General features: G+C 70.6%; 22 protein-coding genes and 1 pseudogene. 14 read left to right on the plus strand and 9 right to left on the minus strand.

Annotated features, from left to right (window positions below; genetic code table 11):
* Nucleotides 1-144: 144 nt before the first annotated feature.
* On the minus strand, nucleotides 145-879 hold the full coding sequence (locus tag JFB92_RS11325; RefSeq protein ID WP_199038200.1) for an SDR family oxidoreductase: 735 nt from the start codon (nucleotides 877-879) through the stop codon (nucleotides 145-147).
* A 102-nt stretch (nucleotides 880-981) separates the two neighbouring features.
* Between JFB92_RS11325 and JFB92_RS11330 the strand changes: the two genes are divergently transcribed.
* Nucleotides 982-1,815 carry a helix-turn-helix transcriptional regulator gene (locus JFB92_RS11330; RefSeq protein ID WP_199038202.1) on the plus strand — a complete coding sequence of 278 codons (834 nt, stop codon included), beginning with the start codon at nucleotides 982-984 and terminating at the stop codon, nucleotides 1,813-1,815.
* Nucleotides 1,816-2,000: 185 nt separating this feature from the next.
* Nucleotides 2,001-3,185 (plus strand): MFS transporter, encoded by a 1,185-nt coding sequence (locus JFB92_RS11335; protein ID WP_199038204.1) that lies wholly within the window; start codon nucleotides 2,001-2,003, stop codon nucleotides 3,183-3,185.
* 4 nt (nucleotides 3,186-3,189) lie between these two features.
* Here the strand turns inward: JFB92_RS11335 and JFB92_RS11340 are convergent, their stop codons facing one another.
* Both JFB92_RS11340 and JFB92_RS11345 read right to left on the minus strand, forming a co-directional pair.
* A complete protein-coding gene (locus tag JFB92_RS11340) occupies nucleotides 3,190-4,179 on the minus strand; it encodes a zinc-binding dehydrogenase (protein WP_199038206.1) in 990 nt (329 codons plus the stop codon).
* A 73-nt stretch (nucleotides 4,180-4,252) separates the two neighbouring features.
* On the minus strand, nucleotides 4,253-7,336 hold the full coding sequence (locus tag JFB92_RS11345; protein ID WP_199038208.1) for an AfsR/SARP family transcriptional regulator: 3,084 nt from the start codon (nucleotides 7,334-7,336) through the stop codon (nucleotides 4,253-4,255).
* A gap of 217 nt (nucleotides 7,337-7,553) precedes the next feature.
* Here JFB92_RS11345 and JFB92_RS11350 point away from each other — a divergent pair, with 217 nt between their 5' ends.
* Nucleotides 7,554-8,414, plus strand: a complete 861-nt coding sequence (locus JFB92_RS11350) for a D-glutamate cyclase family protein (RefSeq protein WP_199038210.1) — start codon at nucleotides 7,554-7,556, stop codon at nucleotides 8,412-8,414.
* Here JFB92_RS11350 and JFB92_RS11355 read toward each other — a convergent pair.
* The gene (locus JFB92_RS11355; RefSeq protein ID WP_199038213.1) at nucleotides 8,411-9,082 is read right to left on the minus strand and encodes a winged helix-turn-helix transcriptional regulator; all 672 of its coding nucleotides are present in this window, start codon (nucleotides 9,080-9,082) and stop codon (nucleotides 8,411-8,413) included. The two genes, JFB92_RS11350 and JFB92_RS11355, sit on opposite strands and share 4 nt — an antisense overlap.
* A gap of 197 nt (nucleotides 9,083-9,279) precedes the next feature.
* Here JFB92_RS11355 and JFB92_RS11360 point away from each other — a divergent pair, with 197 nt between their 5' ends.
* From JFB92_RS11360 to JFB92_RS11370, 3 genes are all read left to right on the plus strand, one after another.
* Complete coding sequence (locus tag JFB92_RS11360) at nucleotides 9,280-9,882, plus strand: carbonic anhydrase (RefSeq protein ID WP_199038215.1); 603 nt, start codon at nucleotides 9,280-9,282, stop codon at nucleotides 9,880-9,882.
* Between the two features lie 13 nt (nucleotides 9,883-9,895).
* A complete protein-coding gene (locus JFB92_RS11365) occupies nucleotides 9,896-10,186 on the plus strand; it encodes a 4a-hydroxytetrahydrobiopterin dehydratase (RefSeq protein ID WP_199038217.1) in 291 nt (96 codons plus the stop codon).
* A gap of 69 nt (nucleotides 10,187-10,255) precedes the next feature.
* Nucleotides 10,256-10,603, plus strand: coding sequence for a hypothetical protein (locus tag JFB92_RS11370; protein WP_199038220.1), 348 nt, complete (start codon nucleotides 10,256-10,258; stop codon nucleotides 10,601-10,603).
* Here the strand turns inward: JFB92_RS11370 and JFB92_RS11375 are convergent.
* Nucleotides 10,581-11,870: a pyridoxal phosphate-dependent aminotransferase gene (locus JFB92_RS11375; RefSeq protein WP_199038222.1), complete on the minus strand. Its 1,290-nt coding sequence runs from the start codon at nucleotides 11,868-11,870 to the stop codon at nucleotides 10,581-10,583. The genes JFB92_RS11370 and JFB92_RS11375 overlap by 23 nt on opposite strands.
* Before the next feature lie 97 nt (nucleotides 11,871-11,967).
* Between JFB92_RS11375 and JFB92_RS26945 the strand changes: the two are divergent.
* Nucleotides 11,968-12,792 (plus strand): annotated as a pseudogene (locus JFB92_RS26945) (LysR family transcriptional regulator); the annotation flags it as partial.
* Between the two features lie 93 nt (nucleotides 12,793-12,885).
* Here the strand turns inward: JFB92_RS26945 and JFB92_RS11390 are convergent.
* The gene (locus JFB92_RS11390; RefSeq protein WP_199038226.1) at nucleotides 12,886-14,157 is read right to left on the minus strand and encodes a YibE/F family protein; all 1,272 of its coding nucleotides are present in this window, start codon (nucleotides 14,155-14,157) and stop codon (nucleotides 12,886-12,888) included.
* Between the two features lie 120 nt (nucleotides 14,158-14,277).
* Nucleotides 14,278-15,063: a maleylpyruvate isomerase family mycothiol-dependent enzyme gene (locus JFB92_RS11395; RefSeq protein WP_199038228.1), complete on the minus strand. Its 786-nt coding sequence runs from the start codon at nucleotides 15,061-15,063 to the stop codon at nucleotides 14,278-14,280.
* A gap of 198 nt (nucleotides 15,064-15,261) precedes the next feature.
* On the opposite strand from JFB92_RS11395, the gene JFB92_RS11400 reads away from it, so the two are divergent.
* Nucleotides 15,262-15,768 (plus strand): thiamine phosphate synthase, encoded by a 507-nt coding sequence (locus JFB92_RS11400; RefSeq protein ID WP_307789118.1) that lies wholly within the window; start codon nucleotides 15,262-15,264, stop codon nucleotides 15,766-15,768.
* Here the strand turns inward: JFB92_RS11400 and JFB92_RS11405 are convergent.
* Complete coding sequence (locus JFB92_RS11405; protein ID WP_199038232.1) at nucleotides 15,765-17,111, minus strand: GH1 family beta-glucosidase; 1,347 nt, start codon at nucleotides 17,109-17,111, stop codon at nucleotides 15,765-15,767. The two genes, JFB92_RS11400 and JFB92_RS11405, sit on opposite strands and share 4 nt — an antisense overlap.
* Nucleotides 17,112-17,392: 281 nt before the next feature.
* Between JFB92_RS11405 and JFB92_RS11410 the strand changes: the two genes are divergently transcribed.
* From JFB92_RS11410 to JFB92_RS11420, 3 genes are all read left to right on the plus strand, one after another.
* On the plus strand, nucleotides 17,393-18,727 hold the full coding sequence (locus JFB92_RS11410) for an ABC transporter substrate-binding protein (RefSeq protein WP_199038234.1): 1,335 nt from the start codon (nucleotides 17,393-17,395) through the stop codon (nucleotides 18,725-18,727).
* An 83-nt stretch (nucleotides 18,728-18,810) separates the two neighbouring features.
* Complete coding sequence (locus JFB92_RS11415; protein WP_307789119.1) at nucleotides 18,811-19,785, plus strand: carbohydrate ABC transporter permease; 975 nt, start codon at nucleotides 18,811-18,813, stop codon at nucleotides 19,783-19,785.
* Nucleotides 19,782-20,732 (plus strand): carbohydrate ABC transporter permease, encoded by a 951-nt coding sequence (locus JFB92_RS11420; protein ID WP_233162978.1) that lies wholly within the window; start codon nucleotides 19,782-19,784, stop codon nucleotides 20,730-20,732. Before JFB92_RS11415 ends, JFB92_RS11420 begins: the two co-directional genes overlap by 4 nt.
* Before the next feature lie 13 nt (nucleotides 20,733-20,745).
* Here JFB92_RS11420 and JFB92_RS11425 read toward each other — a convergent pair whose 3' ends face one another.
* The gene (locus tag JFB92_RS11425) at nucleotides 20,746-21,855 is read right to left on the minus strand and encodes a phospholipase D-like domain-containing protein (protein ID WP_199038236.1); all 1,110 of its coding nucleotides are present in this window, start codon (nucleotides 21,853-21,855) and stop codon (nucleotides 20,746-20,748) included.
* 234 nt (nucleotides 21,856-22,089) lie between these two features.
* Here JFB92_RS11425 and JFB92_RS11430 point away from each other — a divergent pair, with 234 nt between their 5' ends.
* The 3 genes from JFB92_RS11430 to rpsO all read left to right on the plus strand — a co-directional run bounded on the left by JFB92_RS11430 (nucleotide 22,090) and on the right by rpsO (nucleotide 23,670).
* Nucleotides 22,090-22,320: a hypothetical protein gene (locus JFB92_RS11430; RefSeq protein ID WP_199038238.1), complete on the plus strand. Its 231-nt coding sequence runs from the start codon at nucleotides 22,090-22,092 to the stop codon at nucleotides 22,318-22,320.
* 66 nt (nucleotides 22,321-22,386) lie between these two features.
* Nucleotides 22,387-23,313: a bifunctional riboflavin kinase/FAD synthetase gene (locus JFB92_RS11435; RefSeq protein WP_199038240.1), complete on the plus strand. Its 927-nt coding sequence runs from the start codon at nucleotides 22,387-22,389 to the stop codon at nucleotides 23,311-23,313.
* Between the two features lie 87 nt (nucleotides 23,314-23,400).
* Nucleotides 23,401-23,670 carry a 30S ribosomal protein S15 gene (rpsO, locus tag JFB92_RS11440; protein ID WP_199038242.1) on the plus strand — a complete coding sequence of 90 codons (270 nt, stop codon included), beginning with the start codon at nucleotides 23,401-23,403 and terminating at the stop codon, nucleotides 23,668-23,670.
* Nucleotides 23,671-23,845 lie beyond the last annotated feature (175 nt).

Genomic DNA, 23,845 nt, shown 5'->3' on the forward strand with positions numbered 1-23,845 from the left:
AAGACGAGGGCCCGGCCCTCTACCCGATGTGGAGACACCCCGCCCGGTAGCGGGGAGCCCACGGCCGCCCGATACCGGCGACCACGAGAATCCCGGACGGTCGGTGGCCCGCTATCGGGCCACCGACCGTCCGGGATTCGGGCTCTACCAGGGGACCACCACCCCTTCGAGGAAGTCGATCTCGCCGTCGCTCAGGAACGCGCCGTTCGGGCCGTCGTCGCCGATCAATGCCGCGTCTATCGCCGATCGTGCGCCCTCGGCGGGAGTGCGGTGCCCCTGGTTGCCGTTCAGGTCGGTGGCCGTGTAGCCCGGCGTGACCGCGTTGATCTTGATCGGAGTGTCCCGCAGTTCCTTGGCGTAGGAGACCGTCAGCAGGTTCAGCGCCGACTTCGAGGCGCCGTAGGCGCCCGGCTGGATGTCTCCGAACGGGAAGCTCGGGTCCGTGATGGTGCCGAGCGAGCCCAGCTCGCTGGAGACGTTCACGATCCGGCCGGACTCGGCCCGGTGGACCAGCGGCAGGAACGCGTTGGTCACCGAGATCACTCCGAAGAAGTTGACCTCGAAGACCTTCCTGGCGGTGGCCAGGGTCAGCTCGCTGGTGTTCCAATTGCCGTCGGCCTTCGCGATCCCGGCGTTGTTGACCAGGATGTCCAGGCGGCCGTAGCGGTCCGCGACCTGTCTGGCGGCGTTGGCCACCGAGTCGGGTTCGGTCACGTCGAGTTGGAGGAACCCGACCCCGATCTCGGCGGCGGCCTTCCGGCCGCGCTCCTCCGAGCGCGCCCCGGCCAGCACGGTTACCCCGCGCTCGGCCAGACCCTTGGCGATTTCGAATCCGATGCCCTTGTTGGCGCCGGTGATGAGTGCGATCTTGTCTTCCATGGCTCGAGCCTGCGTCCGATTCGCGGGGGCGAAAAGAGGACGGCCTGTGGTGGTACCGCCGGTACCTGGATACACGCCGACGTTCGGAGGAGACTGGAGCGCATGGACCGAAAGCAGCTCGCCGATTTCCTGAAGGTGCGCCGGGCCGCGCTCCAGCCCGCCGACGTCGGGCTCCCCGACGGGCAGCGCCGCCGCACTCCCGGGTTGCGCCGCCAAGAGGTCGCGCAGTTGGCCGGGATGTCGGTCGAGTACCTCATCCGCCTTGAGCAGGCCCGCGGCCCCAAGCCGTCGGGCCAGGTGCTCGGCGCGCTGGCCCGGGCCCTCATGCTCGACCGCGACCAGCGCTCGCACCTGTTCCACCTGGCGGGGCAGTCGCCGGAACCCTCGCCGCCGTCCCGCGAGGTACCGCGGACGGTGCGGAACCTGCTGGAGAACCTGCATGATTTCCCGGCGTACGTGGTGAACGCGGCCTACGACATGCTGGCATGGAACCGAGTGTGCGCCGAGTTCATGGTGCGCCTGGAGGAAAGCGCGCCCTCCGAGCGCAACATCCTGCGAACGAGTTTCACCAGCCCCGGTGCCGCCGAGCATCTGTCCGATCCCGAGCATGCGGCTTTCCTGCGCGACTGCGTGGCGGATGTGCGTGCGAGCTTGGCTCGCAATCCCAACGACACCGAACTGCGGGCGCTGGTCGACGAACTGCTGCGGGCCAGCCCGGAGTTCGGGGCGATGTGGTCCGACCACGAGGTGCGGGTGCGGCGAGTGCGGACCAAGCGAGTGGTGCATCCGGTGATCGGCCCGGTCGAGCTGGACTGCCAGGTCCTGGACGTGCCCGGGACCGAACTGCGGCTGATCGCCTATGTCGCCGAACCGGGTTCGGCCACCGCGGCCGCGTTCGCGGAGCTCGCCGACCGCGCAGTCGGCGTTCGCAACTAGCACGCGATTGATATCACCAATGAAGTTCATCCGGTGGACTCCCCGGCGAGGCGATGCGCTCTTAGGCTTGACGTGGCGGCGCGCTCGGGGGCGCCGCGCGGCGACCGGATGGGCAGAGTGGCGGCCGGTGACAGCTTCTCATTCACCTCCCCGACCCTCCCGACGTCCTTCATCGGAGCCGCTCTATGCGCATGCCTCTGTTCGCCCTGTCCGTCGGCGCGTTCGGAATCGGCACCACCGAATTCGTGGTCATGGGCACCCTCAGCGACATCGCCGACTCGACCGGCGTCTCGCTGGCCCAGGCCGGTCTGCTGGTGACCGCCTACGCCCTCGGCGTCGTCATCGGCGCGCCGCTGCTGACCGTCGCCACCACGAAGGTGGCCCGCAAACGCCTCCTGATCGCCCTCATGGCCTGCTTCGCCGCGGCCAACCTCGCCACCGCCGCCGCCCCCGACTTCGCGTCCCTGCTCGGGGCCCGCTTCGTCGCCGGGCTGCCGCACGGCGCGTTCTTCGGGGCCGCCGCCGTGGTCGGGGCGAGCCTCGTCCCCTACGACCGGCGAGCCCGAGCGATCTCGGCGATCATGTCCGGCCTGACCGTCGCCACCATCGTCGGCGTCCCGATCGGCACCGTGGTCGCCAGCCAGCTGAGCTGGCGGTGGATCTTCGTGGGCATCGCCGCCATCGGCGTGGCCGCGATGGTCGCGATCGCCGTGACCGTCCCCGACACCAAGGGCGCCATCGCCCAGACCCGCCCGATCGACGAGGTCCGGGCGCTGGGCAACCGCCGCGTGATCCTCACCCTGGTGACCGGCGCGATCGGCTTCGGCGGCATGTTCGCCTGCTACACCTACCTCGAACCGCTCCTGTCCGAGGTCACCGGCATGCCGGCGGTGGCCGTAGCGGTCACCCTCGCCGTGTTCGGCATCGGCCTGACCTGCGGAAACGTGGTCGGCGGCCAGGTCGCCGACCGGTTCCCGCTGCCGGGCCTGTTCGGGGCCCTCGTCGCGGTCGCCGCGGTGCTGGTCATGATGTTCTTCACCGTCGCGAACCCGGTCATGGCCGTCGGCGGCGTGTTCCTCATGGCCGCCTCGGCCTCGATCGTCTCGCCGATCCTCCAGCGGCTGCTGCTCGACGGCGCCGGCCGGGCCCCGTCGCTGGCCTCGGCGCTGCACCACTCGGCGTTCAACCTCGCCAACGCCAACGGCGCGTGGCTGGGCGGGCTCGCCGTCGGCGCCGGCTTCGGCCTGACCTCGCCGATCCTGGTCGGCGTCGGCTTGTCGATCGCGGGCCTGGTCCTGGCGTTCGCGCTGGCCCGCGCCCACGCCGAGACCCCGGCCCGCACGATCCGCGAATGGGTCAAGGCCAGTTAGGGGGTCACGCGGTCGGAATCAGGACGACCTTCCCGGCCGTGCCGCGCTCCTCCAGAGCGCGGTGGGCCCGGGCGGCCTCGGCCAGCGCGAACGGGTGGACCGCCGGGATCAGGTTCCCGGCGGACAGCTCGGCCAGCGAGCGCTCCTCGAGCGCGCGCAGGCCGCCCAGCCTCGCCACCAGTTTCGGCCCCAGCGCCGAGGTCACGGTCAGTCCCCGCTCGACGATGTCCTCAAGGGTCAGTTCGGTGGCGCCGCCGGAGGACCAGCCGAACACGACCATGCGGCCGCCGAAGCCGAGCCGCTCGAACGCGGCCCGGCCGACCGCGCCGCCGACCGAGTCGTACAGCAGCGTGGCCTCGCGACCGCCTAGGGCGGCGTCGAGGCGCTCGGTCCAGTCCTCGGAGCGGTAGTCGACGGCCGCGTCCGCGCCGTTCGCGGCGACTTGCGCGGCCTTCGCCCCGCCTCCGGCCAGGCCGACCACGAAGGCCCCGGCCCGCTTGGCGGCCTGCACCAGGAGCGTCCCGATCCCGCCGGCGGCGGCCGGGACGATCACGACGTCGTCGGCCCCGGGCGGGCCCGCCTCCAGGACCATGAGCGTGGTCCGGCCGGTGCCGATCATGGCCACGGCCTCTTCGAAGCCGACCGCGTCGGGCAGGGCGTGCACCGACTCGACCTCGCGGACGGCCTTCTCGGCGTAGCCGCCGGAGGCGAAGCCCAGGTGCGCGACCGCGCGGACGCCGATCCAGGACTCCTCGACGCCCTCGCCGACCGCGTCCACGACCCCGGCGACCTCGCGCCCGGGAATCATCGGCAGCTCCGGCAGAGCGTACGGCATCCCCTCGCGATGGCCGGACCGGAACTTCGTGTCCAGCAGGTGGACCCCTGCGGCGCGCACGGCGATGCGCACCGCGCCCGGCCCCGGCTCCGGATCGGGCACCTCCTCCAGGCGGAGCACTTCGGGTCCGCCGAACTCGTGGTGTCGGATGGCGCGCATGTCGGTTCCTCTTTTCCAATGCCGGTCGTCGGCGCTCGCCGGGCCGTGGATCGGCCCGGCCGCAGGAATCAAGCTACGGCCGCGGTGACTGGCGCGGCATCGGTCGACCGACTGAAGACGATGCGGGTTCCTCCCGCGGAGGGTCGAGGCCGAGACGCGAGTACAGCTCCTCGGCCTCGGCGCGGCAGCGCTCGGCGGCCCCGGTGTCCCCGCCGGCGACGTAGGCGGCGGCCAGCGCACGCAGGCTGCGGGCCTGCCGCAGCGGGTCGGGCATGGCCGCGAACACGTCGGCGGCCTGGCGCCCTTGCTTGACCGCCTGGGCCGCCTCGCCGGTGCGGGTGTAGAGCCTGCACATGACCTGGGCGCGGACGGCGAGGGTCTCGCTGGTCTGGTAGCGGTCGAAGCCTTCGACGCGGTCCAGGGCCTCGCGGGCCCGGTCGACGGCGCCGGTGGCGACGTGGAGCTCGGCCAGCTGGTAGGTGTAGACCAGCTGGTGGCGCCACGAGTTGGTCTCCTCGACCAGTTCGAGTCCGCGGGTCAGGGCCGCCTCGGCGCGACCGTACTCGTCGTCGGCGCGGTGGACGGCGGCCTGCCGGAAGTACAGGCGGGCGCGGTGGTACTTGGAGGGGTTGCCGCGGAGCATCCGGGCCAGGAGCCGGCACATCTCCTCGGCGTGGGTGACGCGGCCGGTGTCGATGTAGAGCTCCGACAGCGTCAGCAGCGGGTACACCGAGGTCGGCCCGCCCTTGGCGGCGGCGTCGATCTCCTTGGCGCGCAGCAGCAGCGTCTCGGCCTCGCCGAAGATGCCCATGCGGCGCAGCACCGAGCCCAGACTGGTCAGCACCTCGACCTGGACGTAGGCCAGCCCGGACCGCTCGGCGGCGCGCACGGCCTCGCGCAGCAGCGAGACGGCCTCCCGGTAGCGGCCGAGCATGGTCAGCGTCGTGGCCAGGTCGCTTCGGGCGATGCCGGTGGCGTCGCCGCCCGCGGTGCGGCGCAGGAACTCCAACCGCTTGTACGAGTGCCGCATGGACGTGTCGAGGTCGCCTCCGGCGTAGGCGACGGCGTCGGCCAGGGCGTAGGCGCGGACGGCGTCCATCGGGTCGGGCGAGTCCCGGCCGGTCTCGATGCCGGCCTCGGCCACCTGGAGCAGCTGCGGGAGTTCGTAGACCTTCTCGGCCGGCGCGTCGCGGTATCCGGCGGCGGCGAAGTCCTTGAGCCGGGTCAGCAGCCGCGAGACGGTGGGGTGGCCGTTCCACTCCAGGAACGTCGCGACGATGTTGCGGTACTCGCCGACCGGCAGCGACCCGGGGTAGGCGGTGGCGTACCAGTCGACGACCTGTTCGCGCAGCCTTTGGAGCGCGGTCTCGTCGAAGGCGTCCTCGGCCTTGCGGCGGGCGTACTCGCCGACCAGGTCGTGGAAGCGGTAGCGGCCGGGCCGGTACTGCTCGATGCGGTGGGCGGCGGTCAGGCGGGCCAGGATGCTCTCGGCGGCCCCGGGCTCCCAGGTGGCCAGGGCCACGGCCAGGTCCTTGCCGAAGTCGGCGCCCGGCAGCAGCGCGAGGTTGAGGTAGAGCAGCTCCTCCTCGGGCCGCATGGTCTGGAGGGACAGGTCGAAGGCGGCGGCGACGGTGGTGGTCGGGTCGCCCTCGACGGCGAGTCGGGAGAGCCGGTCGCGGTCGGACAGGGACGCGGCGGTCTCGGCCAGGGTCGCCTCGGGCCTGGAGGCCAGGTTGGTGCCGACGATCCGCAGCGCCAGCGGCAGTCCGGCGCACAGCTCGGCCAGCCGGTCGGCCGCCTCCGGTTCGGCCGCCAGGCGCTCGGGGCCGAGCATGCTCGACAGCAGGCGCAGCGATTCGGCCGCGGCCATGGAGCTGACGCCGATCTGGAGGACGTCGTGGACGGCGGCCAGGTCGGCCAGCCGGTTGCGGCTGGTGACGATCGCCGCGCACCCGTCGGTGGCCGGAAGCAGCGGCCTCACCTGGGCGGAGTCGCGGGCGTTGTCGATCAGCAGCAGCGTGCGCGTGTCGGCAAGGCGGCTGCGCAGGAGCGCGGCGGCCTCGTCGACGTCGGAGGGGATCGCCCCGGCCGGGACGCGCAGGGCCCGCAGGAACCCGGCGAGGGCGTCCAGGGGCGTCAGGGGCGGGGCCCAGTCGAAGCCTCGGAGGTTGACGTAGAGCTGCCCGTCGGGGAAGCGCTCGCGGCTGCGGTGGGACCAGCGCAGGGCCAGGGCGCTCTTGCCGGCCCCGCCCATGCCGGACAGGACCGCGGTCGAGGGCCCGGGCTCCAGGAGCCGGTCGAGGGTGGCCATTTCGGTGGTTCTGCCGGTGAAGTGGACGTTGTCGGCGGGGAGTTGGGCCGGGGGCGGCAGGGATTCGGCCGGCGGGGCCGGCGGCGGTGGCGGTTTTGGCGGGCCGAGGGAGGGGTCGTCGCGCAGGATCGCGGTGTGCAACTCCCGCAGCCGCTGCCCGGGGTCGATGCCGAGCTCCTCGCGCAGCCGGTTGCGGACGCCCTGGTAGACCTCCAGGGCCTCGGGGACGCGGTCGGCGCGGTGGAGCGCGGTCATCAGCAGCTCGGCGGTGCGCTGCCGGTCGGGGTGTGCGGCGAGGATCCGCTGGAGGTCGGCGATGACCGGCTCGTCCGCGCCGAGGGTGAGGACGATCTCGGCCCGGTACTCGCAGGCGGCCTCGCGTTCCTCGTCCAAGCGGCGGGCCCCCGATTCGATGATCGCGCCGGTCATCCCGGCCAGGGCCGGGCCCCGCCACAGGTCCATCGCCTCGCGCAGGCTGGTCAGGGCCGCCTGGGGTTCGGAGGCGGCGACCTGTTCGCGGGCCAGGCGCAGCAGCGACTGGAAGTGCAGCGCGTCGATCTGCTCGGGTCGGGCGGTGAGCCGGTAGCCCTCGCCGACCTTCTCGATCTCGGCGGTGTCGGCGTCGAACAGCAGCCCGCGGGCGGTCGAGACGGTGTTGAAGATCTGGCGGACGGCGGTCTCGGGCGGGGAGTCCTGCCACACCGCGTCGATGAGCCGGTGCCGGGGCACCACGTGCTCGGCCTCGAGCAGCAGCACCGCCAGCAGGCGGGGCAGCACGCGGCCGGGAACGGCCACTGGCATGCCCTCGCGGGTCAGTCGGAGCGGTCCGAGGATGCCGAACTCCATGGCGACCTCCGGGGCGGCGGGCGTACCGGCGCCGTGGTCGGGGCGTTTCGGGCGTAGGCACGCGGGTTGTGCGGGAGCGGACGTCCAGTCTATGTGCAATCGAAGATCAACGGCGAACTGCCGCTTCGGACCTCGACGACGGACTCGTGAAAAAGTCATGAACGCTTTGGAGTGACCGCCCTCATGCTCGTGGCATCGAGTCATCGAGGAGGAAGTCATGATCTCCACACAGCGCCCCGACGCGGGGCTTCTTCCCGCCGATGCCCGAGCCAGGTTCCGTGAGGGTCTGGTCGCCTCGACCGGCGGCTGGGCTCCCGGGTTCGTGCAGACCGGGATGATCTCCGTGCCCCGCCGCCACGCGGTGGCCCTGCGCCGCTTCGCGGTCCGCAATCTGCGGGCGTGCCCGCTGCTCGACATCATCGGGCCGGGCCGGTTCACCACCTCGCTCGCCGAGGGCGCCGACCTCCGCCGCGACCTCCCCGCCTACCTGGTGTGGCGGAGCGGCACGGTGGTGGACTGGCGCCAGGACGTCTCGTCCCTGTGGGGCGAGGACCTGGTGACGTTCCTGGTCGGGGCCGCCTACACCTCCGACGGGCTGCTGCGGCGCAACGGCATCCCGATCCGGGCCCTGGAGCAGGGCAGGATCACGCCGCTGTACTACACCGGCATGCAGTGCATGAAGGCCGGCAGGTTCCGCTCGAGGCTGGTGGTGTCGATGCGTCCGATCCCGGCCCCGCTGGTGCCGCGCGCGGCGATGGTCACCTCGACCCTGCCCGATTCGCACGGCATGCCGATCTGGGCCGGGGCCCCGTCCCACCTGGGCATCTCCGATCTGACCCGCCCCGACTTCGGCGAGCCGGTCGAGTTCGGCCCCGAGGACGTCCCGGTGTTCTGGGCCTCGGCGGTGACGCTCCAGGAGGCGGTGGCGGCCGCGCGCATCCCGTTCGCGATCACCAACGCCCCCGGGCACCTGCTGGTGACCGACCGCAAGGCCCGCCAGGCCGCGGTCGGGGGCCGCTCGCGCATCCGCCGCCCCAAGCCCAAGGCCCCGGCCGACGATCTGGACCGCTTTTACTAAACCTCCTCCAGCCGGGAGGACGCGGCCGGTTCGGGGAGGCGGAACATGCCGAGGAACCGCTCGGCCATGGCCTGGTCGCCCTGGACGGTGATGCGCCCGGCGTGCAGGGAGACGTCCAGGCTGCGCCCGCCGAGGGTCAGCCGCTTGAGCGTCTCGGCGTCGGTGCGGATCACCGCGTGCGGGTGCTCGGGCCTGCCGGGGGCGAGCAGGAGCTGGGAGTCGAGGAGCTCGGCCACGAACGGCCGGTCGCCGACCCACAGCTCGAAGGCCGCGTCGAAGCCCTGCGCGGCCGCGGGGATGAACAGGCCGCGCAGGGCCAGGATGAGCGCGTCGGTGCCGATCGGGGCGTCCAGCGGCATGTCGGCCGAGCGGGCGCCCCAGCGGATGAGGCGGACGATGAGCGGCTCGAGTTCGCGGCCCCATTCGGTCAGCTCGTAGACCTTGGAGGCGGCCGGCGGCGGGAGGGTGCGCTTGGTGACCACGCCGTTGGCCTCCAGGTCGCGCAGCCGCTGCGAGATGACGTTGGCGCTGGCCCCTCCCAGGCCGCCGCGCAGGTCGGTGAAGCGTTTGGGGCCGAGCACGAGCTCGCGGACGATCAGGAGCGACCATCGCTCGCCGATGAGGTCGAGGGCGTGGGCCGCGGGACAGCCGTCGCCGTAGGTGCGCAAGGTTCCTCCAGGTCAGCGGGTCGGAGAGAAGCAGGTGTGGTTCTGCAATCGTAGTGTCTCGGAACAAGATCACAAGATCCTGATCAAGGACTAACGCATAACGGTTCGGTAAAGACGGGTTTGTAAAACGTCGGTCTCACTGCGCGGGCCGACTTGCGGCGGCCGCGAGCTTTGGGCACTATTCAGGGGTGCCAGAATTGACCGCAGCTTCGCTCATCGAGAACCACCGGGCCTCCGCGACGCTGGTCGGCCTCCTGGAAGGCAACGGCCGATTCGTCGCCGGGGAGCCGCGCTTCAAGCGAGACATCACCGCCGCGCGCGAGGCCGCGCCGAACCAGCATCCCAGCGCCGCCGTGTTCACCTGCATCGACTCCCGGGTGACCGCCGAGAGCGTCTTCGACTGCGACTTCGGGCAGCTGCTCGTGGTCCGCACCGCCGGGCACGTGCCCGACCGGGCCGCGGTCGGCTCGCTCGAGTTCGCCGCCGCCGAACTGGGCATCAGCCTGGTCGTCGTCCTCGGCCACGAGCGGTGCGGGGCGATCGGCGCGGCCCTGAGCGCCGTCGAGTCCGACACCCACGACCCGCGCTCGGACTACCTGGTCGAGCAGCTGTGGCAGCCGGCCTCCCAGGCCCTGTCCGAGATCGAGTCCGAGCCGGACGCGGCCTCGCACGCCATGCGCCTCCAGGTGCGGCGAACGGTCGCCGACCTCGACCGCCGCTCGTCCCTGGAGGGCGTCCTGGTCGTCGGCGCGGTCTACGACCTTGACACGGGAGCCGTCTCGCTGGTCGAGCAGAACTGACACAATCGGCGGTATGAGCGACCGACCATTGACCGAAGCAGAGATCGAACTGGCCCTGTCCGAGCTGTCGGGCTGGGCCCACGAAGGCGACCGGCTCACCCGGACCTGGACCTTCGACGGCCATCTGGCGGCGCTGGCCGCCGTCGGCGCCGTCGGCTGGGTCCAGGAGCGGAAGAACCACCACGCCGACCTGACCATCCGATACAACCGGCTGACGGTGGCCACGACCACCCATTCGGCCGGCAATAAGGTGTCCGCAAAGGACACCGAGCTGGCGGGGGAGATCTCCGCCCTGCTCGACTGACCCGATCCGGAGTGTGCATCCTCCCCGCGGAGCTGTCATCATGGATGGACAGCAGGTGGGGAGGGTGTCATGGACCCCAATGCATCACGGGCCTCCAGGGCCGCCAAGCGGATCGCGCTCAACCGGCTGGTGGTGGCCAGGCGCCGCGGATTGATCGATCGACGTGAGTACCGGCTGCGTCGGCAGCTGGCTCGGCGTGCCGAGACCATGGAAGAGCTCTGGTTCCTCTTGGAGGACTTGAACGGAGTCGGCGGCGGCAGGGACCACTGGCGCTACGGGCGCTGGCTCGGCCCGGTCCGCGACGGGCACGAACTGGAGATCCAGCGGTTCGTCGGAGCGGTGTTCCTGGTGGGCTTCCTGGTGGTGGTCGCCGCCGTCGTCTACGCCGCGATCGTCACGGTCGACGCGTTCCGGTGAGCGCCGACAGCTTGCCGCCCAAGGACTCCAAGGCGTCGGCGATCCACGGCGTGGCGACCGGGTCGTCGGACATGAGCGCGGCCAGGCGCTCGGACTCGGTCGAGCCGTAGACTCCCGGGACCGCCACGCGCAACCGCAGGCCGTCCTCGTCCCCACTGCGCTTCCGGTTCGGCTCGCAAGCGTCGCCGAACGCGGAACCGGGCAGGACCCCGACGCCGAACTCGTCGAGCAGCACCGCGGCCAGGTCCTGGCTGGACTCGATGTTCCAGCGCTCGCGGAGGACCGGGGCGAGCGGCCCGAAGTCGGGCCAGACGTAGAAGCCGCCCTGCGGTTCGCCGACCTCGCAGCCGACGGAGCGGAAGATCCCGGCCACGGCCCGGGCCACCGAGCCGTGGAGGCGCCGCGAGGCGGTCAGGCGCTCGGTCAGCTCCTCGGGGTCCGACCAGGCGTAGGCGGCGGCGTGCTGCATCGGCATCGGCGTGGACGACCACAGTTCCGAGGCGATCCCGCGGACCCGCTCGCGCAGCTCGGCGCCTTCGCCGCCGTCGGGGAACCGCGCGGCTCCGATGCGCCAGCCGCCGAGGGCGTAGTTCTTGCTCAGGGCCGTGGTCGTGACGGTCCGCTCGGGAGCCCAGGCGGCGGGGGAGGGGAAGGCCCCGTCCTCGAAGACCAGGTCGCGGTAGATCTCGTCGGCCAGGATGACCAGGTCGAGCTCGCGTGCGGCCTCGCACAGGCCCTTGACGGCGGCCTCGGAGGCGAGGCGGCCGGTCGGGTTGTCCGGCAGCGTGGCGACGACGATCCTCGGGTCGAGCCCGGCCCGGCGGGCGTCGGTGACCGTCCGGCGCAGCCGGTCGGCCTCGGGGACGCCGCCCTGACCGGACGGGGTGCTCACGCGCAGGGGCGTGCGTCCGATCAGTTCCGCCTGGGCCGCGTAGGACACCCAGGCCGGGCTGGGGACGACCGCGTCGCCGCCTACCGCGCGGAGGACGGCGAACAGCAGCGGTTTGGATCCGGGGCCGAGCAGCACCTGGTGTTCGGCTGTGGGCAGTTCGCGGCGGGTCCAGTATCCGGCGACGGCCTCGCGGGCCGGGCGGATGCCGGACACCGGGCCGTAGGAGGTCTTCGCGGCGGCCTGAGCCAGTCGCTGCGCGAGCCGCGGGTGCACCGGGATTCCGGCCTCCCCGAAGGCGAGCGCGAGCACCTCCTCTCCGGCGGCGCGGCGGGCGGCGATGGTCTCGCTGGCGGCGAGGGTGGCTGAGACGCTCACGGGTGCTCCTTCTCGGACGGTGTGTCTGGAACCAGCCTGGTTCCGCCAGAGCATCAATGCAAGTATTCCTAGCTTTCGCAGAGGGTAAGATTTCCTTATGCTTGATGTGCGCCGCCTGCGGCTGCTCTACGAGTTCGCCGCCCAGGGATCGATAGCGGCCACTGCCGTCGCCACTGGGCAGACGGCCTCTGCCGTCTCCCAACAGCTTGCGGCGCTTGAGAACGAGACCGGTGTGGACCTGCTCGAGCGGACCGCCCGCTCGGCCCAGCTGACCGACGCCGGGCGTCGCCTGGTCGAGCACACCTCCCGCATCCTCGACGCCATCGAGGCCGCCGAGACCGACCTGATCGACCACGCCGACGAGCCGCGCGGCCGGGTCGTCGCCACCGCCTTCCCGACCGTGGCCGTGGCCCTGGCCGGGCCGCTCGTGCGACGCCTGCGCCGCTACCCGGAGCTGACGATGGTGCTGCGCCAGCAGCGCAGCGCCGCCGACTCCCTGGCCGAGGTCCGCGGCGGCAAGATCGACCTGGCCCTGGCCGACGACTGGACGGGCCTGCCGCGCACCGGTGCCGACGGGCCCCTGACCTACCACCACCTGGTCGCCGACCCGCTGGTGGTGGTCCTGCCCGCCCGCCACCGGCTGGCCGACCGGGACGAGGTCTCGGTCCACGACCTGGCCGACGAGCCCTGGATCGCCTCTCCGGAGGGCGAGCCGAGCCGCCTGGCCCTCGACCGGCTCTGGCGCACCGAGGGCGTCAGCGCGACCGTCAGCGAGTTCGGCGGCCTGGAGACCATCATGTCCCTGGTGGCCAAGGGATTCGGTGTCACCGTCGCGCCGCGGATGGCCACCGCCTCCCGCAGCGACCTCGCCGTGCGGACCCTGACCGAGAAGGCCCCCGGCAGGGACGTCTACGCCGTCCACCGCCCGGCCTCCACCGGCCGCCCGGCGGTCATGGCAGTCCTCCAGGCCCTCCACCAGGCGTCCCGGAAGCTCATGAGTTCCGCCGAGCGCGGATTAGCGCAGGTGGGAGGGAGGGAACGGCAAGTCCGTGTCGTCCCAGGTCCCGCCCTCGGCCTCCGGCGGCCTCGGCCGTGGGCGCTTGCTCTCCTTGGGCTTCTTCTCCTTGGCGGGCTTCGCCTCACGCCGGGCCAGGGTCGCCGCCAGCCAGGTCGTGATCGGGACCGCGGCTATCAGGCCGATGGTGCCGACGATCGAGCGGGCGATCTCAGTGGCGATCGTCTGGCTGGTCAGGATCTGTCCCAGCGGCCTGCCGGCGGCCACGATGAGCACCAGCAGCGGCAGCGAGGCGCCCGCGTAGGCCAGCACCAGCGTGTTGATCACGCTGGTCAGGTGGTCGCGGCCCACCCGCATGCCGGACTTGAACAGGTGGGACCGGCCCCATTTCGGGTTGGCCTTGGCGACCTCGTCGACCGTCGCGGCCTGCGAGACGGTCACGTCGTCGATCACGCCGAGCGCGCCGATCAGGATCCCTGCCAGCAGCAGGCCAGACATGTCGATCGGGAACTGGTAGGCCAGCGAGGAGGTCTCCTCGTCGAGCACGCCGGACAGGAAGGCCAGGTCGACCGCGGCCCCGGCCAGCAGCCCGGTCAGCACCAGCGCCGCGAGCGTCCCGAGCACCGCCACGGTCGTGGTCCGGTTCCATCCGTGCGAGAGGTACAGCGAGACCAGCATGATCGCCGCCGCTCCCACGATCGCCACCAGCAGCGGCGAGGAGCCGTCCAGGATGGCCGGAACGATGAACAGCAGCAGCACCGCGAACGTGACCGCCAGGCTCAGCAGCGAGCGGACGCCCTTCCAGCGCCCGAAGGCGATCACGGCCAGGGCGAAGGCGATCATCAGCGCCCACAGCGCGTTCGAGCGCTCGTGGTCGATGATGTGGTAGTTCTGGCCGCTCACCGAGTCGGGCGTGTAGATGAGCACTACCTCCTGGCCGGCCTCGGGGTCGGCCGCGCCCGGTCCGGAGGGGATGTCGACGATGATCTCCGCGCCGGAGTCGGGGCCGCTGTCCAGGCTGACCACGACGTCCCCGCAGCGGGTGGCCTGGAGCTGCTCGGACAGCTCGGCCTGCGCCGGGTCGCATTCGGTCTCGCTGACGGCGATGACGCGGCCGGTGACCTCGGTGCCGTAGCCTTCGCCGTCGGCCTGCTGCAGGTCGTAGGGCCACATCAGCGCGAGCCCGATTATCGTGGCGATCGCGGCCGGGACGAGGATCCACAGGGCCGCGCGGGGTACTGCGTCGTTCGGTGCGAGTCGCTCTCGGTTCACCCGTGAGAGCTTACGGGCCCGACCGGCTCCGTCCGTGACACCGACCCGGCCGGAGTTTCGCTGGGCAGAATATCACCGCTTATGCCTATTTATGTCGCATTGCATGCTGTAGCGCTCTAGTCACTGAACGTCGACCGGGTCCACCCAGCGGACCGCCGAGTAGTTCCGCCACAGTTGCAGCAGTGCCGGGTCGCCGCTCACCGTGAGGTCGTCGAAGGGAAGCCGGTTCCACAGGGCCAGGTAGAGCAGCTCCACGGGACCTTCGATCGTGCAGTGGGGCGACTCGACCTCGTTGAAGGTCACCAGTGGTCCCGTGTCGGTCGGATGGATGTACCAGTCGCCGTGGCCCGGCGGCAGATCGATCGCATGGACGTGCAGCACCGAGGGCCGCAGCGCCCGGACCCGGCTGGAGGGCCTCCCGTGGAATCCCAGCAGCAGCTCGTCGATCCCGTCGGCGGCGAAGTCGCGGTTGATGGGGGAGATCTCGTCGCCGCGGGCCTGCTCGGCGTCGACGCGGTGGATCGTGGTCTCGTGGGCCTGCCGCCGCGCCCAGAACCGCTTGGAGGAGTCGCTGGGGAAGACCTGCCAGCACTGGAGGTCGTCTGGGGCCGCCTCGAGCGTCTCGGCCAGGCGGTTGAGCCCCACCCGCACCCAGTCGACCAGGAGTTCGTCGAGCGGCATCGGCCCCACGATCTGGTGGAACTCCCGCTGCCGCGGGTCCTGCCGCAGCGCTCCGCCCACGATGGCGTGCGCCCAGCGATGGACGGTGCCCATGTGGGTCAGCAGGTCCTTGACGGTCCAACCGGGGCAAGTCGGCACAGCGGCGTTGAGTGCGAGTTCTCCTCCCGCGATGGCGATCCGCTCCCCCTCGGTACGCAAGACGTTGATTTGATCGCCGGTATTCATCCACAGCAGTCTTTCACCTGTGTTGTGAATTACGCAAGTTTGGGACGTCAACCGATATGGAAGTGTTAGAACGGTAGACCAGTGTGGTAAGGGAGGTACCCGGCAAATCAGAAAGGCTCGCCCCACATGGCCGCCCCGCAACACCGACTCATCGTGATATCCGACGTAGCGGCCTGCCCCACGGGCCTTGTCGAACAGGTGCGGAGAGCCCTTGACGGCGGCCCCTTCGCTCTGATACTGCGCGACAAAGAGCTCGAATGGGTCGAAAGGCGACGCCTCGCCGAGGAGCTCGGCCCGCTCCTCGCCTCCGGCGGCGGCACGCTCATCGTGGCCGACCCGCCGGAGCCGGTGCCGGCCGCGCACCTGTCGGCCCGCCGCCCGGTGCCCCGGCCGCGCCCGGAGCTGCTGGGACGCTCGGTCCACGCCGGAGAGCCGATCGACCCGGACCTGGACTACGTCACCTACTCACCGGTGTGGACCACCGCCTCCAAACCCGGCTACGGACCGGCGGTCGGCCTGGGAGGCTTGGCCGACCGCGCGGCGTCGACACCGGTCGCGGTGTACGCCCTCGGCGGCGTGACCGGCCCCGACCGCGCCCTCGCCGCGCGGGAGGCGGGCGCGGCGGGAGTCGCGGTGCAGGGCGCGGTCATGCGCGCCGAGGACCCGGGGCGGGTCGTCGCCGCGATCCGGAGTGCGCTCGATTAGCGGTCGAGGCCGCCCGCGGCGATGACGTCCGCGTAGAACCGGGCGCTGGCCTTGGGGGTGCGCTTCTGGGTGGTGTAGTCCACGTGCACCAGGCCGAAGCGCTTGTCGTAGCCGAAGGCCCACTCGAAGTTGTCCATCAGGGACCAGGCGGTGTAGCCGCGCACGTCGACACCAGCCTCGATCGCGTCGTGGACCGCCGCGATGTGCGAGCGCAGGTAGTCGATCCGCTCGGTGTCCTCGACATTGCCCTCGGCGTCCGGGCCGGTCGGATAGGCCGCGCCGTTCTCGGTGACCATCAGCGGCACGTTGTAGTCCTTGTGGAGGCGCACTAGGAGGTCGGTCAGGCCGGTCGCTTCGACCGGCCACCCCATGTCGGTGACCGGCAGTTCCTCGGGCGTCCAGACTTCGACGTCGGTCACCCCGGGTGCCACCGGCGACTCCTCCGCGCCGGGGGCGTCTCGCACCCAGGTGGGGTTGTAGTAGTTGACGCCCAGCAGGTCCAGCGGCTGATTGATCTGCTCCAGGTCGCCGTCCTGGACGAAGGACCAGTCGGTGTGGCGCGCGGTGAGCCCCAGCAGGTCCTCGGGGTAGGCACCCTTGAACAGCGGTTCGAAGAAGATCCGATTGGCGACCGCGTCGCCCTTGCGCACGGCCGCTTCGTCGCCGCGGAACTGGGTCGGATTGAGCACGATCGAGACCTGACCGGCCCCGGCCGAGCGCAGCGCCTGCACGGCCAGACCGTGGCCCAGCAGCAGGTGGTGGGCGGCGGTCAGGGCGGCGGTCGGGTCGGTCCGGCCCGGGGCGTGGTGGCCGTTGCCGTAGCCCAGGTACGCCGCGCACCACGGCTCGTTGAGGGTCCACCAGGTGTCGACCCGGTCGGCCAGGCGGGCGCCCACGATCGCGGCGTACTCGCCGAAGCGCTCGGCCGTCTCCCGCTCGGGCCAGCCTCCGGCGTCCTCCAGGGTCTGGGGCAGGTCCCAGTGGTAGAGGGTCGGCATCGGCTTGATGCCGGCGGCGGTGAGCCGGTCGACCAGCCGGTCGTAGAAGTCGAGGCCGGCCGGGTTGGCCGGGCCGGAGCCGTCGGGCTGGATGCGCGGCCACGCGATCGAGAAGCGGTAGGTCTGGACGCCCAGGGACTTCATCAGCTCGACGTCCTCGTCGAGGCGGTGGTAGTGGTCGCAGGCCACGCGGCCGGTCTGTCCGCGCCAGACCTTGCCGGGGGTCGCCGAGAAGGTGTCCCAGATCGACGGGCCGCGGCCGTCCTCGTCGGTGGCGCCTTCGACCTGATAGGAGGCGGTCGCCGTCCCCCAGAGGAATCCGTCGGGGAACTGAAGCTGTGGCATGTGAGGGCACCTTTCCAGTCAGAAACCCCGCCGATGATACGCCACTGATACCGCTCCCATTCACCCGGTGTCCCACTGATATCGAAAGAGCGACCTTGAGTAACGATTCGGTAATCTAGCCTTGACTCGTCATGTTAGCCAGAGCACTATTCCAGTTGTCGTTCCCCGAAGGCGGGTGAGGCGGTCCGGACCGACGGCGCCAGGCGCCGTTGCGAGGGGCGGTGGGAGGCAGTCGGACTCGCCGGGAACCAGATGCTCCATATAGGAAGAGGGATTCCCCGATGAGCAAGACCCGACGATTGGCGTTCCTAGTGGCTGCCACCAGCGCCACCGCGCTTGTCGCCGCAGCCTGCGGCGCGCCCGAAGAAGACGACGATGCGCGCGGTGCCGTTCCTGACGACGCCACCGACTGCGCCAATTACGAAGAATACGGCGACCTCGAAGGCGAGACCGTCTCCATCTTCGGATCCATCCGCGACCAGGAAGCCGACGAGATGACGGAGGCCTGGAGCTACTTCGAGGAATGCACCGGCGTCACCATCGAGTACGAGGGCTCCGGCGAGCTCGAGGCGGACATCAAGGTCCGCGTCGACGGCGGCAACGCCCCCGACATCGCACTGCTCCCGCAGCCCGGCCTGATGGCCAACTTCGCCGACAGCCTCGTGCCCGCCTCCGATGAGCTCACGGCCCTGGCCGAGGAGGGCTGGAGCGAGGACTGGCGCGGGTACGGGACCGTCGACGGCACTTTCTACGCGCCGCCGCACTCCTCGAACGCCAAGTCCTTCGTCTGGTACTCGCCCTCGTTCTTCGAGGACAACGGCTATGAGATCCCGACCACCTGGGACGAGATGATCGACCTCTCCGACCAGATCGCCGCCGACGGCACCATGCCCTGGTGCGTCGGCTTCGAGTCCGGCGGCGCCACCGGCTGGCCCGGAACCGACTGGATCGAGGACATCGTGCTCCGTGAGGGCACCGACGTCTACGACCAGTGGGTCGACCACGAGATCCCGTTCAACGACCCGCAGATCGTGAGCGCGTTCGAGAAGGCCGGCGAGATCCTCACCAACGAGGACTACATCTACGGCGGCACCGACACCATCAGCTCGACCCCGTTCCAGGAGGCCGGCTGGCCGATCCTCGAGGACGGATGCGCGATGCACCGCCAGGCGTCCTTCTACGGCGCCATGTGGGAGGGCGGCATCGAGGTCGCCGAGGACGGGGACGTGTTCGCGTTCCGCTTCCCCGAGACCAACGAGGGTGACAACACCATGCTGGTCGCCGGCGAGTTCGTGGCCGCGTTCAACGACAACGAGGCCATCGAGGCCACCCGCCAGTTCCTGGCCTCGTCGCTCTACCACAACGCCCGCCTCCAGACCGGCCCGTGGAGCACCGCCAACCAGGGAGTCGACCCGGCCAGCGCCACCACGCCGATCAACGAGTTCGCCACCGAGATCCTGACCGACCCGGACGTCACCGTCCGATTCGACGGCTCGGACCTCATGCCCGGCGAGGTCGGTGCCTCGTCGTTCTGGACCGGCATGATCCAGTGGGTCGACGGCGAGAAGTCCGCCCAGGAAGTCGCCGACGACATCGAGAACAGCTGGCCGCAGTAGTACGGCAGCGATCATGATGGAGCCGAGCGGGGCCCCCGTGGCCCCGCTCGGCCCGTTGCCCGAACCCTTGGAGCGCAACCGCAGTGGAAATCACCGATCTCACTGACCGCTTCGGACTGCTGCTGGTCGGCCTGGTGGCGTTCGCCGCCGTCCTGATGGCCCTCTACGGCATCGCCGAACTCGCGTCGCGACGCAACCGCAGCAAACTCGTCGCATTCATATTCCTGCTCCCGGCCGTCCTGTTCCTGGCGGTCGGTCTGGTCTACCCGGCCATCCGCACCCTGTTCATGTCGTTCTACAACAAGGACGGCTCCGAATTCATCGGTCTCGACAACTACCATTGGGCGCTGACCGACCCCTCCGCCCTGCAGACCCTGATCAACACCGCGCTCTGGATCATCGTCGTCCCGCTGGTCTCGACCGCGCTGGGCCTGCTCTACGCCGTCCTCATCGACGGCCGCCGCGGCGAGCGCACCTACAAGGCCCTGGTGTTCCTGCCGATGGGCATCTCCTTCGTCGGCGCCTCGATCATCTGGCGCTTCGTCTACCAGTACAACGGCACCGGCGAACAGATCGGCCTGCTCAACCAGCTCCTGGTGTGGGTCGGCATCGAGCCGGTCAACTGGCTCAACACCTTCCCGATCAACAACTTCCTGCTGATGGTGGTCCTGATCTGGATCGAGGTCGGCTTCGCCACCGTGGTCCTGTCGGCCGCGCTCAAGGGCGTGCCCACCGAGATCATCGAGGCCGCCCGCATCGACGGCGCCAACTCCTCGCAGATCTTCTGGAACGTCACGGTCCCGTCGATCCGCTCGGCGATCATCGTGGTCGCGGTGACGGTCTTCATCGCCACGCTCAAGCTGTTCGACATCGTCCGGGCGATGACCCGCGGCGAGCACAAGACCGACGTGCTCGCCCACAACATGTGGGACCAGGCCCTGCGCCTCGGGAACGACGGACGCGGCGCGACCATGGCCGTGCTCCTGTTCGCGCTCGTCATCCCGGTCGTCATCTACCAGGTGTACAACGTGCGCCGTCAACAACTGGAGGCCCGATGAGCGCCAAGACCTCCGCATCCGAAGCGCCCGCCAAGATCGGCGAGTCCCGCGGGGAGCGCATCCGCCGGATGCTGTCCAGCCGCACCGCCAGCCTCGTCGCCGTGCTGATCGCCGTCCTGTGGACGATCCCGACCTTCGGCCTGTTCGTCAACTCCTTCAGACCGACCGACGACATCCGCGCGACCGGCTGGTGGAAGATGTTCACCGAGCCCTCGTTCACCCTGGAGACCTACAACTACGTCCTGTACTCGACCTCCCAGGGCGGCGGGCTCGCCCGCAACCTGATCAACACCGTCGTGATCACCATCCCCGGAGTCGTCATCCCGGTGACGTTCGCGGTGATGGCGGCCTACGCGCTGTCGTGGATCGAATTCCGCGGCCGGAACCTGCTCTACATCTCGATCTTCGCGCTGCAGGTGGTCCCGCTGCAGATGGCGCTCATTCCGCTGCTGTCGTTCTTCAGCCGAGGGCTGTCGATCGGGGGAGTCACGATCATGCCCGCCTGGGAGCTGTCCGGGGTGCAGACGATCGTCCAGGTCTGGGTCGCGCATACGATCTTCGGCCTGCCCTTGGCGATCTTCCTGCTCCACAACTTCATGCGGGAGCTGCCCGGCGACGTCATGGAGGCCGCCCGCATCGACGGTGCCAGCCACTCGCAGATCTTCCGCAAGGTGGCACTGCCGCTGGTCACGCCCGCGCTGGCCTCGATCGCGATCTTCCAGTTCCTGTGGGTGTGGAACGACTTCCTGGTCGGACGCACCTTCGGCGGCGGCCTGGCCACCCAGCCGCTGACCGCGGTCCTCGGCGACCTCGCCGGGACCAGGGGCTTCGGCTGGACGAGGCTCCCCGCCGCGGCGTTCATCGCGATCATCGTCCCGCTGATCGTGTTCCTGCTGCTCCAGCGCTACTTCGTGCGCGGGCTGCTGGCGGGATCGGTCAAGGGCTGAGACCGGGGCGCGTTCACCTCGCGCCCCGCCACAACTTCATGAAGTAGTCCGCGTAGACGCCGACGACGGCCCCGCCTCCGGCCCGGAGCAGGTTGTCGTCGGCGTTCTTCAGGCTGTTGCCCGACAGGTTGTGGGTGCCGGTCCAGACCAGATTGCGGTTCGCGCCGTTGAACTCGGCCTGGACGAGCAGGAACTTGTTGCGGTGGTCGCCGTGCACCCGCACGCTCCCGGGCCCGGTGGCCCGCTCGATCCACCCCGGGTCGTTGGAGTCCTTGTCGAGGACCACCGTCCGCACCTGGCAGCCGAGCCGCTGGACGCGCCGCAGCTGCTCGCGCACCTCGGGGCGGTTCGGCTGGAAGTTCGCGTGCGCGACCCACACCCGGTCGCCGGCGTCGCAGCCGGTGATGTGCCGCAGCTGCGCGGCCACCGGGTCGGCCAGGCGCGGGAAGAGCCACACCCGCGTCCGGTGGTCGCCGGAGCCGGCCTTGTCCTTCTCGTTCCAGCCCTTCCAAGAGCCCTGGTAGAGCCGCTGCCAGTAGGACGAGTAGTAGTCGTACAGGCCGCGGTCGCCGCGGACGGCCAGCAGGTTGTGCCCCTGCGTCAGGTGGAACGGCGTGAAGCTGAAACTGGTGGTGATGACGGTGGGCCTGCCGTCGCGCTCGACCAGGAAGAACCGGTTGTGGTCGGGCCCCTTGCGCTCGCCGTGCGGGTTCGGCAGGCACGCGGCCCGGCACTGCTCGACGGCGATCCCCTCGCGCTTGAACAGGCGCTTGACCGGGTCGTTCAGGTCCGGATCGAAGCCGGCCGTCCCGAGCACGACCTTCACGTCGACCCCGCGCCGCTCGGCGCGCACCATCGCGTCGGCCACCGGCCGCACCCCTCGGCGCAGGCTCCACTGGTAGACCGCCGCCCGGACCGTGTCGCCGCTGCGGGCCCGGTCGATCTCGGCGGCGATCTCGCGGACGATCGAGGCGTCCTTGCCGACGCCGCGCGGATCGGTCCGGCACACGGTGTAGCGGCCGACATCCACACAGCCGGTACCGGCGGCCTGTGTCGGGGCGGGCACCGTGGCGGCCAGCAGCGCGGCGGCCAGAACGGCGATGAAGAGCCGGAGCCGTGTCATCGGATCACCCCGAAATGTGAGGAATATTGTCGACACAACATGACACCGCTCACGGTCGTCCGAGTCCCGGAGACCGGTATTGGCTGCTCGAAGGGCCCACGGCCATGTAATTCCCCGAGGCGTGAAAGCGGCTCTCGTAGAGAACGATTCTCGTAAAACGCAGTCAGATACCCGACGCTTCTCCAAGAATTCAGGGTGTAGGACTTCCCGCCCATCCGCACCCAGGAGGCCGTCATGAGCGCCAGCCCCACCGGAGAACTGCCGGAGGAATTCCGCGACGCCCTCCCCGAGCAGGCCACCGATCAGCCCGAGTCGCCGGCGCTCTCGGACGAGCAGCCCGCCCCGATCGAGACGGTCGGCAACGGCTGGCTCCTGCTCGGGATATTCGTGCTGGTAGCAGTGGGCGTCGTAATGCTGCTGATATTCGCCTCGGGAGGCAACGCCGACTCCTCGATGATCCTTTAGCGGCCGCCGCCACCTCCACGCCGAGCCGCGGCCCTCACCGCCGCAGGCAGTGAGAGGATCGACCGCGTGGAAACCTGGAGAGGAATCGAGGCGACCCCCGACCGATGGCCGTCGTCGGTGGTCGCCATCGGCGTGTTCGACGGGGTGCACCGCGGTCACGCGGCCCTGATCCGCACCACCGTCAAGGCCGCCGCCGAGCGCGGCGTCCGGTCCGTGGCGGTCACCTTCGACCCGCATCCGACCGCCGTGGTCGCCCCGCACGCGGTGCCGCCCCGGCTCACCGGCCTCGACCGGCGCGTCGAGCTGCTCGGGGCGCTCGGAGTCGACGGCGTGTGCGTCTTGCCGTTCACCAAGGAGCTCTCGCTCCAGAGCCCGGAGGCGTTCGTCGGCGGCGTGCTGGTCGACCGGCTCCACGCCGACGCGGTCGTCGTCGGCGAGAACTTCCGCTTCGGCCACAAGGCCGCCGGAGACGTCGGGAGACTGGCCGAACTGGGCACCGAGCTCGGCTTCGACGTCCTGCCCCAGAGTCTGAGCGCCGACACTGATACCTACTCGTCGACCCGCGTCAGGAACGCCGTGGCGGAGGGCGAGGTCGCCGCGGCCGCCGAGATCCTCGGCCGCGAGTTCGGCGTCGAGGGCTCGGTCGTCCACGGCGCCGGGCGCGGGGCCGACATGGGCTTCCCGACCGCCAACATCGAGCCGATAGAGGGCATGGCGATCCCCGCCGACGGGATCTACACCGGCTGGCTCCACCTCGACTCGCGCCGCCACCCGGCCGCGATCAGCATCGGCACCAACCCGACCTTCGGCGACAACGAGCGCAGCGTCGAGGCCTACCTGCTCGACTTCGACGGCGACCTCTACCGCGCCGCGGTCCGCCTCGACTTCGTCTCCCGCCTGCGCGGTCAGATCGCCTTCGACAACGTCGGCGACCTCGTCGAACAGATGGAGACCGACGTCGCACGGACCCGCGCCGACTTGGGCCTGGGCTGAAGCCGCTGCTAGCCTTGACCGGATTGTTCCGAACCGACCAGCCTGCACGACACCGCGGACTGGCCGCAGATTAGAAAGGTGTTCGCTATGGCGCTTGACGCTGCCAAAAAGGCGGAGATCATCGAGGAGTACGCCACGCACGAGGGCGACTCCGGTTCTACCGAGGTCCAGGTGGCCCTCCTGACCGCCCGCATCTCCGAGCTGACCGCCCACGTCCAGGAGCACAAGCACGACCACCACTCGCGTCGTGGCCTCCTGCTGCTGGTCGGTAAGCGCCGCCGCCTGCTCAAGTACCTCCGCAATGAGGACATCAGCCGCTACCGCGCGCTCCTGGAGCGCCTCGGCATTCGCGGCTGACACAGAAGGGGGAGCGGGCGACCGCTCCCCCTTCTGCTTGGGGCCGGATTTGTGCCGCCCGCCGTGTCGGCGACGCCGAGTAACGTAGGGTGGGCTCAGAGCACCGGCTCTGAAAAGAGTGCCTCGCCTGATGAGGCACGGCGCGACTCGCCGAAGTCCGCCGGTCCTCGGTAGT

Origin of the sequence: Glycomyces salinus (assembly GCF_016428645.1) — a bacterium.
GTDB lineage: Bacteria > Actinomycetota > Actinomycetes > Mycobacteriales > Micromonosporaceae > Glycomyces > Glycomyces salinus.